Raw genomic sequence first — 15,637 nt, forward strand, 5'->3', positions numbered from 1 at the left:
CGCGCCTGCGCCTGGTGCATGAGCAGCCGGTGCAGGCGGGCAGTACCCATGCGCGGAGACCGTCACCCAGGCGCTGGCAGACCTGGAACGCGGCGTGTGGAGCAGCGGGGTCGCCGGCCTGCATAACAACCTGCCGCCGCCGGCCGCTGCGCCCGCGGGCAGCCGCGTCATGCGCGCCGCGCTGATCGTGCCCATCCAGTATGAGCACGCCGTCATCGGCCTGATCAGCGTGCAGTCGTCGCTGGCCGAGCGCTTTCGTCCGACCGACCAGACCTTTCTGCAGACCGTCGCGCACGAGGCCGCGCTGGCGCTGAAGACCGCTGAGTTGTACGAACAGGTGCGGCAGCAGGCGGAAGAGCGCAAGGAGCGCCTGGCCCTCTTGCACGAGCTGAGCCGGTCGCTCAATCGCGAGCTTGACCTGCAGACCGTCCTGCACCACGCCGTGGTCACCTCACGGGCGCGGTTGCGGGCTGAAACAGCTTCGATCTTCCTGCTCAAGGACGGCGTCCTGCGCCGCCAGGACAGCGATGGCCCAGGATGACGGCCTGTTTCCAGACGAAATCTACCGCGTGGGTGAAGGGCTGACCGGCCTGGCGAGCTGCGCCCAGCCGCCTGTGCATCCGGACAATTGCCCTTGCCATGCCCAGGGCGGTCAGCCGCCGGCGGCCAGCCGCGATCCACATGACCTGACTGCCGAGGCCAACCAGGAGCGTGGGACACGTTTTGGGCCAGGCCGTGGCCTGCAATCAGGTGAACGACTGCCCGCTGGTGATCGAGGCGCATCGCCGGCGCTATCGCGACATCTTGCGCAGCGGCCAGGCGCAGCACTTGATCGCTGTGCCGCTGGATGACGCCTACCACACCTTTGGCGTGCTGCGTGTGCTCAACAAACTGACGCCAGAGGGCGCTGGACCAGGCTGGCTTCAGCGATGATGATCGCGACCTGCTCTCCACCATTGCCAGCCAGGTGGCGACCGCCATTTCCAACCTGCGCCAGACCCAGCGCCTGACCAGCATCTTCGAGGTCAACGAACTGCTCAGCCGCACCCCGGACCGCCAGCAGATTGGCGACCGCATCGCGCAGATCATGACCGGCCCGGCATTGAGCTACAGCGATTGCACCCTGCATCTGTTGGAGGGCGACCGCCTCATCCTGATCCCGCGCACGGGTGAGCCGGCCAGCGGCGCGGCGTTGGAGATCGGTCTGCACGAGGGCGTGATGGGCTGGGTTGCGCGCGAGAAGCGTCATCGCTATGTGCTGGACATCGCCCAGGACCCGGATTTCAAGCACAAGGACTGGGCCAGCCAGCAGGGATTGGTCTCCATGCTCTGCGTGCCGCTGCTGACCGGCGACCGGGTCTTTGGCACGTTGGCGGTCTACACCACCTACGAACATGAGTTCAACGACGACGAGGTGCGCGGTCTGCACACCTTTGCCACGCAGGCTGCCATTGCCTTTGCCAGCGCGCAGCGCCAACAGCAGTTGCTGCGTGCGAATGAAGTGCGCACCGCGGAGCTGCACAAGGCAACGCATGAGCTGCGTTCGCCGCTCGCCCAGGCCAAGAACATTACCGGCAACCTGCTGGCGGGCAAGCTGGGCGCTCTGACCAAAAAGCAGCATGATCGCCTGGAAAACTGACGGGTTACCCGAGCGCCAACAGCGTCAGATTGACAAACTTCTGCTCCTCAGCCGGCTGGAGGCGGGCGGCGACCATCCGGGCATCTCGTTCGATCCGAAACAGCTCAACGTGAGAACTCTCTTGCGCCAGGCGCAGCGGCGGGCCGCAGACCCCGCCCAGCGCAAGAAGCTGCATCTCGACATCAAGCGTTTTGCCAATGCCAGCCTGGCCGTGTGGGGGGATCAGTACACCCTGGAGCAGGTGCTGGATAACCTGATCGAGAACGCCATCAAATTCACCCCGGCGGGCGGCGCCATCACCCTGGGTTATGACACCTGGAAGGACCGCATACGCATCACGATCAGCGACACCGGCATCGGCATTTCAGAGGAGATGCGCACGCGCGTGTTCGAGAAGTATTTCCAGATCACGAACACGAGCCAGGATCAAACCACGGGGCTTGGCTTGGGACTGGCCATTTGCCAGGAGATTGTGCAGCGGCATGGCGGCGAGATCGAAATCCACGACACGCCGGGGGGCGGGGCGACGTTTATGATTTTTTTACCTGGAAATTGAGGGGTTGACATAATGCCAGATGCGAAGCTATTGGTGATTGATGACGAGCCGGGGTTTGGCGAGAGCCTGGCCGATTGGTTTACACCGTTGGGGTACCAGGTCAGCGAGGCGGCCAGCGGCGCGGAGGGAGTCGAACTGGCGCTGGCGCAGCGGCCCGACGCGATCATCCTGGACATCCTGATGCCAGGGATGGACGGCTTTGCGGTGATTCGCGCTGCGTGAAAACGACCTGACGCGTGACATCCCGATCGTGGTGTGGTCGGTGACCAGCGAGGATTTGAGCAACCGGCTGCGTGGGCTGCGTTTTGGCGCCGACTACATTCTATTGAAGGGCAAAGAGCTGCACGAGCTTGAAGAAGTGCTGCGGCGCACGCTGGGGCGGCGCAAGCCAGCGCCCGCTGCATCACCGGCTGCATCACCGGCTGCATTGCCCGCGGTATCTGCCCGCGGCCTGATCTACGACCCGGACGAAGTGCTGGTTTACCGCGACGGCGTGCGTCTCAACGTCGAGTTGACGCCCAACGAGGCGAGCCTCATGCACTGTTTGTGGGAGAACCGCAATCACCTGACCACGCGTGACGACATTGCCGCCAGCGTCTACAGCGATGTGCAGAATCGGGAAGGCGTCAGCAACGAAGCCATGGATCGCCTGGTGGGGCGGCTCAGGACCAAAATCGAGCCGGATCCCAAGTCCCCGCGCTACCTCCAGACCGTGCGCGGCTTCGGTTACCGCCTGGCGCCGAGCGGCCAGCCGTTCAATCATGAGGGTGGGTAGGGAGAGCCGTGGCAGGCGCGGTTGCCATAAAGGACAACTGATGCTATGATGGCCGCCTTCAAGAACATCCTCAGCCCATTGGAACGCTGCCTGTCATGCACCTGTAGGATTGATGACAGGTTTGGCGGGAGCCAAATCTCTACAATCTCCACGTACGACCACGTAGATTCCCCGCAGCATCGCACAGCGCAGGTTCTTGTTCTGATTGACAGAAGGAGGCGTAACGATGGCTGTTGTTATTGCACTGGCACTGTTGGTTGTTGTGGTGATCTTTGTCCTGGCCCCTCCGCCGCCAGACTCGCCCCCAGTCGTTTTCATTTCGCCGCTTGTGGCGCTCCCGACCCAACGCGATCCAGGGGCAACCCTGGCCGCCCTGATCTTGCTGGTCATCCTGTTACTCACGCTGTTTGGCCTGATCCGGCCGTTCCTGAGCTGATTGTCGAAGATGGGCATGAAATCGTAACGGGAGGCGTATGAACGGGAGGCGTATGATGGAAACCTTTTTGATATTCGCAGCCGTGTTAGGATTCGTGGTCCTGGTGAATTCGGCCGTAGGCGCTGGTCGCAACCGCACAACCGCCGACGCCCCGAGACGTCCCGGAACTACGACATCACGACCCTGATCTTGATCCTCATCCTGGGTGGGGTGCTCTACTACCTCAGCCAGCAGACGCCGCTGTAGTGACCCGATCTGGCCGGCCAGGTGTTCACCACCTGGCCGGCTGTTTTGCCTGGCGCGTGTTTGCACGAATCATAAGAGTTGTACAAATCGCACGAGTTGTAAAGTTGACAGACTTTGACAGAAAGATGGAAGACCACTGAAAGAGTCTTTATGCTATAGTAAGCGCAACAACCGGCCGCGTGCATGATCGCAGTGCCTGCATGAGGAGGATCATCAATGGACATACGGCGCCTGAGCGTCAGCGAGTTGCGACTCAACACCAGGGACATCCTCGAGGGGTGAAATTTCTCCACCGGCGCTTTGTCATCGCCACCCACGGTCGCCCCATGGCCGTGATGGTCAACATCGAGGACTGGGAGCGCCTGAGCGGAGAGACGCTGGTGGACAAGGCGGAGGAGGGGAGGAGCCTGCAGAGGAGCCTGATGGCTGATGGGATCAGCCTGGTCAAAATTGGGTACAAACCCGTCACGACGGAGATGAAGGCCACTGAGGTTCGCAAGAGAACAAAGACGGTGCTTGTGAATTTGCATTAGTCTGTAATTGCTATTATCATTGTGGTAAGACATTGACACATCGTTCGTGGTGAATGTCCAGCCAGCAAATTTCACCAGCGCGCACAGACGCGCAGCTGCACCGCAACCGGTTCCTGAGCATCTCGTCGGCATATCATCGCCGCGCTTGCCCTCGCCGAATGGCAACCAAGCGTCACAGGAAAGAGCAGCATGAACTCGAAGCAGGTATGAACAATCCAAGTAATCCGCACCAGGTCATCCTGGAGCGTCCTTTGCGTGTCCTGACCCCGCGGCAGATCAGCATGGTTGATCTTTTCCTAACCGAAGTGGGTGAATACGGCCAGGTCAGGATCATTCTGCAGAAGAATCGGGTGCGTTACATCGAGAAACTGCAGAGCCTGGACGTACCGACCTGACGGATCACCGGCCCTGGCCGCCCCCCGTCCCAGGCCGCTCAACCAAATAGCAACTTCTCGTGGCCTTGTTAGAGGTGAAAGATTCCCGAAGGCCGTTACGTTTGCCTGGAAGTAGGGCGCGTGGCGGCCTTTGTTGTTGCAAAATTCATTTGCCGAGCTGAATTCAGCAGGAGAACTATATGGCTTCGAACAGATTTCTGCAGGCGCTTGCGATTAGTTTTACCCTCGGCGTCATGTTCTGTTTTGCTCTTGCAAACCCATCTCAGAGTACTGCACAGGCGATTTCATCAGAGTGCAATGGAGTCGACGTTGCGTTCTTGATTGATCAGTCCAAATCTATGGGCTACAATGATCAGAATCAACTGCGCAGCGCGCCGTCAAGACCGCCATTGATTATCCTGGGAGACAACGCCATCTATTTCCCGAAGCGGCGTCAAGCATCGCATCTCTGTCATCGGTTTTGGGGGCGGCAGTGCCGGTACATCGGCCACCAGAATCTACCTCCCCTCGACGACGATCTCTCCCGCACTCGATGCTTTATCGGCCTGGAAGCAGGAGCGAACCACGTTGAAAGCCAGCATCCCGGTTACCGACGATCTCGGCGCTACCGACCACATTGCCGCTCTCAGAGCTGGCGCTGCTGTCCTCCAACAGTGGAGCCAGGAGCCCCTGGGTGAGAAGATGCGGATCCGTATGGTTGTGTTGGTAACCGATGGCGGGCCATGCATCAAGGTAGACGAAACCAACAAGTGTGTTTGGGATACCACAGAGTACGGGTCCGCAACGGTTATTTGGAACAACTCAAGGCGGTGACCGATCAGAACGGTTCCGAGTATCCCTGGAAAGGCGATGGTAATGCAGCCAGCACCTATCTGTGGATTATCGCCTTTCGTGATGCGAACAGCATTGCCGGCTATGACTATCTGGCAGACAGAACACTGTTGGAAACCTGGGAAACTATCGCCGACGAACACGGCAGTCAACTGCTTATTCTGCCGCGTCGCTTGATTCTAAGCTGGCGAATACTGATCTAACTAGCCTGGTTGCCAATGTTTTGGATCCGGTTCTTGGTTCAAAACTCAATCCATGGGATTGTACGCAGCCGATCTGGATCAATCCCTATGTGAGCGATGTGGCGATTATCCACATCTTCCGACGTGGCTCTAACCCAGGGGTCCCGCTCGATCAAGTCAAAATCAGGATTAGGGCGATCCTGAATGACAAGCAGTCTGATACATACGAAAACGGCACTTCGACACCTGGAAGCAAGAAAGTGGATGACTACACCAAGGACGGGCCGAATGAGCGATATGTTTTTTATTTTCCGCCACCTGGCAAATACGTCGTTGAAGTGGAAGGAGCCGAAGCCTGCCGCGACTTGGATGTTCGGATTGGTGAGAACGGCGCTCGCAGCGAGCTGCTCGCTCCCGTTACATCCACGATCTTTCCAGCAATCAGCGTTCCTCCTTATTATGATGAAATAGCGCCGAGTTTCTTCAGTTTCCGTTTCTCGCAGCAACAGAAAGATGGCACCGTAGTTCCACTTCAGGAGTTAGAGAATTACCCATTGGACCTGAAGGTGATCGTGCGCTCCAAAGACGCCTCAGGCAAAGATGTTATTGATGAATATAGTCTGATAAAACCAATTACGACTGCCCTCGCCGGTATTTATGAGGCGCGTGATCGTCAGACGCGCGAGCCGGTATACATTCGTACTCCCTACGAGGGAACATACACCTGGGACTTGATTGGAACCACGAACAACCCGCGCGCGTTCGATTCGTCTAAGCCGATCACTACGCCGATCACAGTGATCCAGGCGCAGGGCAGTTTCAAGGTGGTACCAGTCGAGGAATTCGGCTTTCAGGTACTGTCCCCGCAGCAGGATGATGTTGTGTTGGCGAGCGACGTCAGGGATGGCAAACCAATTGCGGTTCCTATTCAAGTGGGGATTCAGTTCACCAATACCCGCGGCGGCGCCCTTTAGCCCGGCAGATGTGATTGCTGATTCAAACGCAGACACCTTTGAGCTAAAACTGTACGACAGCGCAAATACGCTCATTGAGACTGCGAACTTACACTACGACGCAGGTGCTGCCCGGCCCACCTTCACGGCAGTACTACGGTCTCTGGGAGCCGAGGAAAGCCCGGACCCTGCCGGGCTGTATCGCCTTGAGGTAAATCTCAAGCCCAACTATGTTAGAAACCGCTATCGCCCTATCATGCAGTCGGCGAGTGTTCGATTCTACCGGGAGCGCCTGCAGGAATTTAGTTTCGAAATCCAACGGCCTGCGGAAGGAGAGCGGTTTTCGTTCTTCGATGACGGATTGCACAACCCGATTCAGGTCGAGACGCAGGTGACAGACGCCGATGGCAAGCCCCTGTCGCAGGTTTCTATTGCCTCGCCAGAGGCCAGCCCCTTCACAGTCAAGCTATTCACGGACAAAGATCAACTCCTTGACACCCAGCCCATGAGCACGGCCGGCAACAATCTCTATGTCGCCGCAGTGGGGAGTAACAGCGCGGCGGCCTCCGCCTATGCTCCCGGCTGTTACAAAATTGTGACAGAGTTGACGAATGACTACCGCACACGGGTGTTCCGACCGAAGCAACAGGTGTCCGGTGCGCGTGATCTGTCTGGTGGAAACGCAAGAATTCGTATGGCAGATCTCACATCCGGTTACGGAAACCTATGCACTGCATCCGACGTTTGGGTGGTTTCCTCTGTCAAACCGCTTCCGCTTGTCGTGGAGGTTCGATCTGAGGATGGGCAGTTACAACCAGCAGTAGATATCCAGAAGGCAACGGATGAAGCCCTCTTTACGGGGCGTTTGCGTTCACCAACTCAGACCCGCGCATTCGATGTGACTTTCCGTCCCGACAAAGAACTTGGAAGATTCGTGGCCGACTGGCCAAAGGAGGCAGATCAACCCGGATCCTATGCGTTGGAAGTGACGCCAAATGCTGAGGCCGCCGCCGCAGGGTGGTACCCGACCAGCACCGCGCTTGTCACGCGCACGTTTGAGCGTCGAGACTCGTTGTTTACCAAGCCCTGGTCACTGCTGGCCCTGTTGGCCCTGGTGCTGCTGCTTGCAGCAAGCGCAGGACTCATTTATTTGGCCAGCGGCCCGTTGGTCGGCGCGTCGCTCAGCTTCTTCGATTCAACAGGCTCTTTGGGCGACGTCAAGATCTCTGGCCTCCTGAACCGGCGACAACAAATCATCAAGCAGAAGGTGCTGAGCGCCGCAATACCGCTCCTCAATCTGGACCATATCCAGGTCAAGAGCGTTCCTCCGACGGTGACGGAGGCGCGTGTCGCAGTCAATACGTCGTTGGTCTGGCCATCCTCCGATTCTGGCAGTGAAGAGCCGTTCGAAATCAACGATGTCAATGAGGGAGAGCCGGTCACGATTGACTATACAAAGAAAATCGCCATGCGGCTCGATAAGACATCGAGCGGGTGGATTCGCGAGACGCTTTGGCTCGTAATCCTGATTGTGGCAGCGTTCGCCGCCTGGGCTGGCGTCGTTGCCTATCTCTATCGCACAGCATAATGTGCTGTCAGTTCTCAGAATCTGCACGAAAGGGGAAACTACAAAATGACGAGACCAGCCGTAGTTATCGGCGTTGGTGGTACCGGCCAGTGGATCTTGACCTATCTCAAGAAAGCCCTGCTCGAACTGAACGGAGGCGTCATGCCTCCCAACGTACGCCTGATCGCTTTCGATACCGTCAGTCAGGCCGAGGCGCAGAAACAAGTTACCGGCGGCATCTACAGCGGCGAGCAGGCCATGTATGAGAAGGCTGCCAAGCGTATTGGCACCGTGGAGCTTGAGCGTGATGTCGAGCTGATCCACATCGGCGGTGATTGTTTTCCGCTGGGGCAGGAAATCGCCCGTGGAGAACATCCCCACCTGAACTGGTTCGATGTGGACTATTGGATGAACAAGGCGGGTTTGGGACGCGATAATTGGATTTTGGATCGTGGAGCTGGCCGGTTCCGCCAGTTTGGTTTGCTGGCGGTCTATAAAGATATCCTCGGTGGGCAAGTGCGTTCACAGATCCTGAAGAAACTGCCCACAGTGATCAATGAAGTGCTCGCAAAGAGCGTCGCGGCGCCAGTTTCCGAGATCATTGTTGTCGGCTCGGTGGCCGGCGGAACCGGTTCTGCGATGATGATCCCGTTTGGTGTCCTGGCTCGCAAGATGTGCGGCGACATCCCGGTGCGCACGCGCGCGATCGTGGTTTTGCCCACGGCGTTTAGCCCAGGGCGCCCCAGCGCCGAGCTGGAACTGCGCGGGGGCGGCCTTGCGTGAACTGGCGCGCGCCATGATGCCACCAGAAGGCTATGCCTCGAACATGACTTTTCTGCCTGGTCATCGTGAGTATGAGAGTGTGGCCTACTCCCGGCTCTTCGACGGGATCTATTTTATTGACGGCGAACGCGGCGGGCAACCAATCAACACCGATCCCAAGTATGGCGTCTTTCCGGCTGCATCGGCCTGGGTTCGACAGATTCTCGACGATCAGTCCGGCGCCTGGTTTACCAATTTCGAGCGACGAACCGCGCAGGCGCTAGCCAACGACCCCAGGCGCCTGGCTGAGGGGGTTTGGAGTTTTCGGCGTCCACTCGTTCTATACCCCTGAGCGCACCCCTGCGCCAAACCTACCGGCTCAAACTGGCCGATCGCATGCTGCGCGAACTGACCGATGCCCGCCCTGAAAGTCCGGTGGGCGCCTGGTGGCGAACGCGCAACCACGCGGAGCGCCGGAATCCCCTGCTTTGGCGTTGAGTTTCCTGTCGCAAACCGCCATCTTTGGCGGCGACCAGCAGCCTGTCACACAGCTCCTCAACGAAATCGGACGCATTGTGTTGGTCGGGGGAGCCAACAATCCACAACAAGTGCAAAAAACGGCTGGAGCTGGCTATGGCGCACGGCGCAAGGAAGAACGCGAGGCAGATAGCTGGTTGGCTCCTGTCATTGTCTTTCCAGCGGCCGGGAAGTATGATGAACTGCGACAGGATGTCGCACGTGAGTTGAGCGCCGCGTTCGAGATGCGTTTCAAGCCAAGCGATGCAAGTTCGCCGCCGCGCGATCCCACCAGCAATGCGGCTCTCATTGAGTTTGCAACGAACATCAATACGTTCTTGCACGATCATCTCGGCGGCATGGGGGCCGATGGACCGGATGATTACGGCAGCTTCGGCGTCATCGCCGCCGCTGTGCGGTCGAACAGGTGGGCATCTTCCGTGGTATTCTGCGCTTGCAGGTTCTCAACCTCCTTCCGAGAATCAGCGACGTGGCGCATTGGGTACGCCATTCGCGTGTTGGCAGCCCTGGATAAGCACTTCGAGGATTTCCAGGAATTCATGAAAGCCGTCGAAAAGCGCGGCACAGCGCACCGCTTGCCAACCTGAACAGGGAAGCCCAGGCAAAGAGAGCGCCTGGCGCGCGATGCAACGAAAAAGCTTGGTGGTCTGAGGGGGATTCATCAGGCCTGGACCTCATCCTGAAGCGGTATAAGGCCGAGAGAGGGCTCCTCCATGCACAGGTGAACCTGTTCAACTATGTACGTGAAGAATGTCTCCATAACGCCGTCAAGGCGGTCACGTCTATGCGCAGCACTGAAACACGGCGCGAGCTGGAGCGATGGACCACGACTTTACTCGAAGGGGACAAGGCGCTCGATATGAACGGACTCTTGTCCTCGATTCAGGGCGACCTCGACCGCATTGTCACCAATATCCGGGAGGATCAACGCAGCGAGCAGGTCGAGCGCCCGGTGCAGGTCGCCAGCCGTGAGAGCCAGGTATCGGACAGTGACATGGAGTGGGCATTGGAGGGCGTCCAGTGGGATGCAGTTGATCAGGGAAACGGCCTGGCGCTGACGCTCAACCTCAGCCCTCAAGGCGTGGCGAGCGGCGCCTTGTCCGCAGTGCGCGATGGACTGACGCCGGCAGCCAGGCGCCAGATCGAGTACCAGAACGTGGCGACGCTTGAACGCGTCTGCGAACAGCGATTTGGCCAGGTGGACAAGGTGACTCCCGTTCTAGAGTGGTGCGAGAATCACGAATCGTATCAGAATGCCAACACGCTGGCTACTGACCTGACCGATCTCACGCAGCCGTTGACTTCCCTTGTGTCCAGTGCGCAGCCCGGCATGGAGGCTTTCAGCATTAGCGTTAATCGAGAAGTGGATCCGCGTGACTATGCCGGCCGACTGGAAAAAGAGGTGCGTAAGAAGCTAACTGGCGGTGAGAATCCGGATAACAACTACCCCGTGCAGGTGATTGGTTGTGAAGATCCGTATCGCCTGACAGCGATCCGTACCCAGGTGGGTCTGAAGCTGGATGAGTTCCAGACATGGCAAACCTGCAGGACTGCTTACGAATCAGAACCTGAAGAAGGCTGACGATGCCACACCTGATCGTCTTAAGGAGCTGATACGTGTGCTGCAGAGCCAATACACGCAGCGAGAAGAAAAGGCCGCCATCGAGTTGGAGGCCAAGTGGCGTTCAGAAGGTCAGGCGCACCGCGTCCTGAATGCGCGCATGGTATCGCTGGTGGGTAAGCAGCGCGAGCTACAGCTTGCGTTGCAGTGTTTTGCCCTGGGTTGGGTACGCGAAGTTCCTGATAAGCAATTTCCTGACCGCTGTCATTGGGAACTACAGGTGCCTGGCTGGGAGTATGAGTTCTGGTTGACACCAAACAAACAAAGCGGCGCTTTGGGTACGTTCGAGGCCTTAGAAGCCTTCGTGCTCGTCAACCGCAATCACGCGCGCGGGCGTGAAGGTGCAGAATTGCGTTGGAAAGACCTGAATACTGCGCTCCTGAAGCAGCGCGAAGCGAAGGATGGAGAATCAAGCCCGCTCAAGCAAGCTGTGCAGGCAGCCATCAGCGATGACGGTATCACGAATCAATGGATGGAGCGCGCAGAACGGATGATTGACCCCGACACGGACAAGGAAACGTTCCGGAATCCTGTCTATCGCGATTTGGCCGACTATGCCGCCTACTACTTCAAGGGCGCAGCATGGTAAATTGGTTTCGATCCGGTAAGGACAAGAAACCGCCCGCGCCCGCGCCCGCCCCGGCGCAGGAACCCCGCGTGCCTGCCCCAGAAGCAGGAGCGCGGGCGGCGCCCGCCCCAGCTTTACCGGTGCTGCCTCAGTATCCCGATTACACCAGGCGCCAACGCGGCTGAGCGTGAAGCCGCCTAGTTTTGATGGCGCGTTTGCTCCGCTGGCCATCGTTGGTATCGGCGCTTTCGGCCAGGCTGTCGTGGAAACACTGGCAGCCTGGCTGCCCCCGCCAGCGCCTGGCCAGCCGCGCGCGGTGACATTGCGTGTCATCCGCGCGGCTGGCGAAGCGCTGGCGTTGGGCTGGGGGTTGTCAGAAACGCAGAGCAACCTGACGCGCGGAGAATATCTGGAACTGCCCTATCGGCGACAGGACGAGCGCGAGTGGTCGCGACGCGCAGGGCTTGATGTTTTCATGCAAGATATCACGTCCGAACCATCGCAGTTGTGGAACATGCTCCAGGCTATTCTGAGCCGCCAACCGAAAACCGACTTCTGGGTCGTCGCCAGCGCCTTCGATCCGGTTGGCAGCGGTATGATCTTCGATGTTGCTCATTTGATTCACCTGGTGGCCAAGGCGCAGAATAAATCCCCCTTCATCGGTTGGATGTTGGCCCTGCCTGGAACGGACTGGGGATATGACGAACAGCCACTGGCAGCCGCCGTGCTGCGCGATCTGACGCGTCTGCTGCAGCCGAACGCCACGCGCACGGTTGAGTACAGCCCGGCTTCACAGAACCGCGCCCTCCACTCACATGAGGCCAGGGGACAAGAGGATGCCAAAGCGGTGTTTCTGTGTGAGGCGCCTTCAGACGTGAACCCTCAGATGGCCGCCGATCATGTCATTCATCGCATGGCCCTGGCGTTGTTGGCGCTGACGCAAGCACCAGTCTGGACTCAATACTGCGGCAACCGAATGCCAACAGCAGCCGCTGACGCCGCCGCTATTGACGCACTTGGTGTTCATGCCTACTATGCTGCCATGCCTGAGATGCAGCGCCTGGTGCGCAGCAGGCTGACGCGTGACATCCTGGTGAATCGAGAGTGGGGCGTCGTTCGCAGCGTGCGTCGAGCGCAAATCGAAGCCGACGAGACCAGCGCCAGAGAACTGCTCAAGAACGCCGGGCATGACCTGCTCAATGCCATCGAGAAGGCGGTTTTTCAAGGACAGCGTCCGCGGCAGTGGCCGGGAACGATCAACGCCGAACTGGCGCTGGCCAGCGCCTTACGGGTGCAATTGCAGAGTTTGCTCGATCCCGGCGCGAGAGGCGGCCATCTCCTGGCGTGCTACGCCTTGCTGGCTGGCCTGGACGAAATCTTGTCACGTGCGGGCCTGCCGGAAGAGCGGCTGGCGCCTTTGCAGGCGATCGTTGCGCAGGCTCAGAAGGAACTGGATGACTGGCAGAAATGGCTGCGCAGCACACTGGAAGCCACAGAGAACTCGGTCTATCAGGCTTCAGAGCAATGGCAAGCTGCGCAGATGAAACCTGGTTACACAGGGTCGCTGGCTGAGGATGTGCCCGAATCGGCTTATGGGCAGTTGTCGTCTGCGAAATCCACCTGTCGGACCAGGCTGCCGGACTATGTGCGTTGGGCCTGGATCCGACAGGACGCTACCCTGACCTTGCGATTGGATGTCCTGTACCCAGGGTTCCAGGAAACGTTGCCGTCAGATTGGCGTTTTCCACCCGACAAGCAGCGTTTTCCTGTTCTCTGGCAACACACGCTTCAAGTAGTCACTGCCTTGACGCAAGAGGCGCAAGATTGGCAGCCTGGGATGAATACGGCCAAAACCTCTTCTGATGCCCGCGTTTCACGGGTGCAAGGGCCGCCTTTGATGTTGGGCTATCAGGTCGGCGAAGCGGCATTGCCGCTGCACAAATTTACCTATCAAGCCGGCTATGACGCCAACTGGGTGAATCAACAGCATTTTCCTACAGGTACAGAACCGGCGCGGCTGACGATCCAGTTACCCAATTGGGGTTTTTTACTTGAGCTTCATCACCGGATTCCTCTACGCAGCATCACATGCCTGCCAGGCCTGCGCCGACGTTACGTTGCGGCGCGGAGCCAGGCGCTTACCCTGCATCTGTTCGATCTCGAACAGCAGGCTGCCCAGATCGAAGAAATGGCTCTGCGAAGCTTGCCCCGCCTGCAGCGTCCGATTTGGAGACAACCTGGCTCAGCCCCAACACCATGTTGATCTTGCAGCAAAAGCCTAACGATGTCAGGGATTTCGTGCGCCTGGCTCATCGGGCTGGTTGATCCTGCGACGGGTAACGGCCCTTATCGGGTGTTTGATGATCCATCTGGATACAGAACCGCGAGATCTGGTCGGCTCACTGCCGATCACCCCTGGATGCGCTCCAGCAGTGGGGACAGGACCGAGGAAACCGGCAGAAACTGAAAGCGGTCATTCGAAATCTTGCAGGCGCAGAATGACCTGAGCGATGAGCGCTTGGCCGAATGGATCGCGGACGCGACCGATGCGCTTAATGCGGAGTGGTTATTACTCGTTCGCTATTCGAAGCAAACGCCTGGTTCTTGACCCCGATTGGCTGGTTTGAGCGTGGAAAAGGATGGCACTATGGCGGAACCTAATCCAGCACTGAACGACTGGCAGAACGACGCCGATAAGACTCACCGCTCTCTGGGCGTTACTCGCCACGCCAAACTTCGCAAGTACCTCGGCGGGGGGCAACCAGCACCGTCTGGCTGGCGAGCGAGCTTGACCTTGATGATCAGCACCAAACGCGACCGTGTCGCGCTCAAAGTTCTGAAACCAGAAAGCGAGCATCTCTGGCGCGACGCCTTCGAAGATGAGATCAGCGTGTTGCGTCAGCTTTACCAGGCAGAAGAGGACCTACGTGACGGAGTGGATGCTATTCCACAGGTGTACGATGTCAGCCAACGAGAGATGTCGCCAGCATTCCTGGGCCATGGAGTTTGGCCGTTTCATCGGTGGATACCCTGGCGCTGCCGCCGCACGATCGCCAAACCGATTGACGCAGGTGAATGAGTTGTACGAGGCATTTCGGTCGAAACTAGAGTACGTTTTGATGATGCGAGGGTGATGTGGGAGAAAGATCAGGCCTCGGTGCAATTGGTAAGCAATCTGCAGAAGCGGGATGAAGAAATCAGGCGTGGCGTTGACGGTCTGCAGGGACATCTGATCAATCAGTTAGCTGCCAACCAGGGGCTGAGCGAAGAAGAAGTCATCCTGGTGGGTCGACAGGTCTGCCGGGTGTTGCAACTTCTGGATGAAAGAGGGCGCGGCTACCAGGATTTTCAGTTGCTCAATGTACGCTATGACAGGGCGAATCGCCGCATCAAGATCATTGACTGGAACGTTGTCACGCCCAAAGACCGGGTGAACCTAGAAAACCAACAGGGTTTGGAGCATGTCCAGCAGGATCTGTTCAAGCTGGCTCAGTATCTGTTCCGGCTTGCGCACGCTGGTGATGCCGTCGCGCCTGACGCCTGTATGCAGCCGGCTATTAAGCGGGCATGCCTGAGCGGAAAACACCTCCCTGGCGTTACGCCTGGTGCTGGAACGTGCGCTTGACCCTGATCGATCCCGCGTCGTTTTCAGCGCGCCGTCTCCCGATCCACTTGCCAGCTGCCGCTGGCAAAAGAGACTGATTCACCGGGACTGGCCCCGACCACTGTACATCAATGGTTTGAGAAAAAGAAAGTTGTTGAGTTGTTGGCGGAAATCGAACGCCACAAATCACAGGCCAGACCGATGGAGCGCTTGCCCCAGTGGATCTGGCGCATGACGACTGTCCCTGGAAGCCGCCAATATCCAAGGGATTTACGGGCCGGAGATCGAGCGGTACTGATGAGCTTGTCGAAACAGACAAGGCGGCCCGAATTCGAGGAGGATCAACGCCGGTTGACCTGGTAGATGCTGCCGGCGCTGAAAGACGTTTTGCTGCCGCTTGCCCTCTTCGCATACCCCGGGATGATCTCGAAG

20 protein-coding genes are annotated in these 15,637 nt (G+C 58.5%); all 20 read left to right on the forward strand.

The features are described 5' to 3' along the window. Window positions 1-94 precede the first annotated feature (94 nt). The 20 genes from IPM84_06440 to IPM84_06535 all read left to right on the forward strand — a co-directional run bounded on the left by IPM84_06440 (window position 95) and on the right by IPM84_06535 (window position 15,226). Window positions 95-541, forward strand: a complete 447-nt coding sequence (locus IPM84_06440) for a GAF domain-containing protein (GenBank protein ID MBK9092406.1) — start codon at window positions 95-97, stop codon at window positions 539-541. 170 nt (window positions 542-711) lie between these two features. After that, window positions 712-933 carry a hypothetical protein gene (locus tag IPM84_06445; protein MBK9092407.1) on the forward strand — a complete coding sequence of 74 codons (222 nt, stop codon included), beginning with the start codon at window positions 712-714 and terminating at the stop codon, window positions 931-933. Window positions 934-967: 34 nt separating this feature from the next. Continuing rightward, window positions 968-1,639, forward strand: a complete 672-nt coding sequence (locus IPM84_06450; GenBank protein ID MBK9092408.1) for a GAF domain-containing protein — start codon at window positions 968-970, stop codon at window positions 1,637-1,639. Beyond that, the gene (locus IPM84_06455) at window positions 1,620-2,195 is read left to right on the forward strand and encodes a HAMP domain-containing histidine kinase (protein ID MBK9092409.1); all 576 of its coding nucleotides are present in this window, start codon (window positions 1,620-1,622) and stop codon (window positions 2,193-2,195) included. The genes IPM84_06450 and IPM84_06455 overlap by 20 nt, the downstream gene beginning before the upstream one ends. A 12-nt stretch (window positions 2,196-2,207) precedes the next feature. Further along, window positions 2,208-2,417: a response regulator gene (locus IPM84_06460; protein MBK9092410.1), complete on the forward strand. Its 210-nt coding sequence runs from the start codon at window positions 2,208-2,210 to the stop codon at window positions 2,415-2,417. A gap of 40 nt (window positions 2,418-2,457) precedes the next feature. Beyond that, on the forward strand, window positions 2,458-2,970 hold the full coding sequence (locus IPM84_06465) for a response regulator transcription factor (GenBank protein MBK9092411.1): 513 nt from the start codon (window positions 2,458-2,460) through the stop codon (window positions 2,968-2,970). A gap of 226 nt (window positions 2,971-3,196) precedes the next feature. Next, a complete protein-coding gene (locus IPM84_06470; GenBank protein ID MBK9092412.1) occupies window positions 3,197-3,406 on the forward strand; it encodes a hypothetical protein in 210 nt (69 codons plus the stop codon). 524 nt (window positions 3,407-3,930) lie between these two features. After that, window positions 3,931-4,185, forward strand: coding sequence for a hypothetical protein (locus tag IPM84_06475; GenBank protein ID MBK9092413.1), 255 nt, complete (start codon window positions 3,931-3,933; stop codon window positions 4,183-4,185). 206 nt (window positions 4,186-4,391) lie between these two features. Then, window positions 4,392-4,580 carry a hypothetical protein gene (locus IPM84_06480; GenBank protein MBK9092414.1) on the forward strand — a complete coding sequence of 63 codons (189 nt, stop codon included), beginning with the start codon at window positions 4,392-4,394 and terminating at the stop codon, window positions 4,578-4,580. Between the two features lie 791 nt (window positions 4,581-5,371). Beyond that, window positions 5,372-5,614, forward strand: a complete 243-nt coding sequence (locus IPM84_06485; GenBank protein MBK9092415.1) for a hypothetical protein — start codon at window positions 5,372-5,374, stop codon at window positions 5,612-5,614. A 20-nt stretch (window positions 5,615-5,634) separates the two neighbouring features. Then, window positions 5,635-6,567 carry a hypothetical protein gene (locus tag IPM84_06490; protein ID MBK9092416.1) on the forward strand — a complete coding sequence of 311 codons (933 nt, stop codon included), beginning with the start codon at window positions 5,635-5,637 and terminating at the stop codon, window positions 6,565-6,567. Beyond that, window positions 6,497-8,134, forward strand: coding sequence for a hypothetical protein (locus IPM84_06495; protein ID MBK9092417.1), 1,638 nt, complete (start codon window positions 6,497-6,499; stop codon window positions 8,132-8,134). Before IPM84_06490 ends, IPM84_06495 begins: the two co-directional genes overlap by 71 nt. 45 nt (window positions 8,135-8,179) lie before the next feature. Continuing rightward, window positions 8,180-8,896: a hypothetical protein gene (locus IPM84_06500; protein ID MBK9092418.1), complete on the forward strand. Its 717-nt coding sequence runs from the start codon at window positions 8,180-8,182 to the stop codon at window positions 8,894-8,896. A gap of 13 nt (window positions 8,897-8,909) precedes the next feature. Continuing rightward, complete coding sequence (locus IPM84_06505) at window positions 8,910-9,227, forward strand: hypothetical protein (GenBank protein MBK9092419.1); 318 nt, start codon at window positions 8,910-8,912, stop codon at window positions 9,225-9,227. Between the two features lie 94 nt (window positions 9,228-9,321). Next, the gene (locus tag IPM84_06510; GenBank protein ID MBK9092420.1) at window positions 9,322-9,999 is read left to right on the forward strand and encodes a hypothetical protein; all 678 of its coding nucleotides are present in this window, start codon (window positions 9,322-9,324) and stop codon (window positions 9,997-9,999) included. 197 nt (window positions 10,000-10,196) lie between these two features. Beyond that, window positions 10,197-10,994: a hypothetical protein gene (locus tag IPM84_06515; protein ID MBK9092421.1), complete on the forward strand. Its 798-nt coding sequence runs from the start codon at window positions 10,197-10,199 to the stop codon at window positions 10,992-10,994. Window positions 10,995-11,031: 37 nt separating this feature from the next. Continuing rightward, on the forward strand, window positions 11,032-11,622 hold the full coding sequence (locus tag IPM84_06520) for a hypothetical protein (protein ID MBK9092422.1): 591 nt from the start codon (window positions 11,032-11,034) through the stop codon (window positions 11,620-11,622). Window positions 11,623-11,788: 166 nt separating this feature from the next. Continuing rightward, window positions 11,789-13,864 carry a hypothetical protein gene (locus IPM84_06525; GenBank protein ID MBK9092423.1) on the forward strand — a complete coding sequence of 692 codons (2,076 nt, stop codon included), beginning with the start codon at window positions 11,789-11,791 and terminating at the stop codon, window positions 13,862-13,864. 366 nt (window positions 13,865-14,230) lie between these two features. Continuing rightward, window positions 14,231-14,680 carry a hypothetical protein gene (locus tag IPM84_06530; protein MBK9092424.1) on the forward strand — a complete coding sequence of 150 codons (450 nt, stop codon included), beginning with the start codon at window positions 14,231-14,233 and terminating at the stop codon, window positions 14,678-14,680. Window positions 14,681-14,734: 54 nt separating this feature from the next. After that, window positions 14,735-15,226 (forward strand): hypothetical protein, encoded by a 492-nt coding sequence (locus tag IPM84_06535; protein MBK9092425.1) that lies wholly within the window; start codon window positions 14,735-14,737, stop codon window positions 15,224-15,226. The last annotated feature ends 411 nt before the right edge of the window (window positions 15,227-15,637 follow it).

This window comes from Candidatus Amarolinea dominans (assembly GCA_016719785.1).
Lineage (GTDB): Bacteria > Chloroflexota > Anaerolineae > SSC4 > Amarolineaceae > Amarolinea > Amarolinea dominans.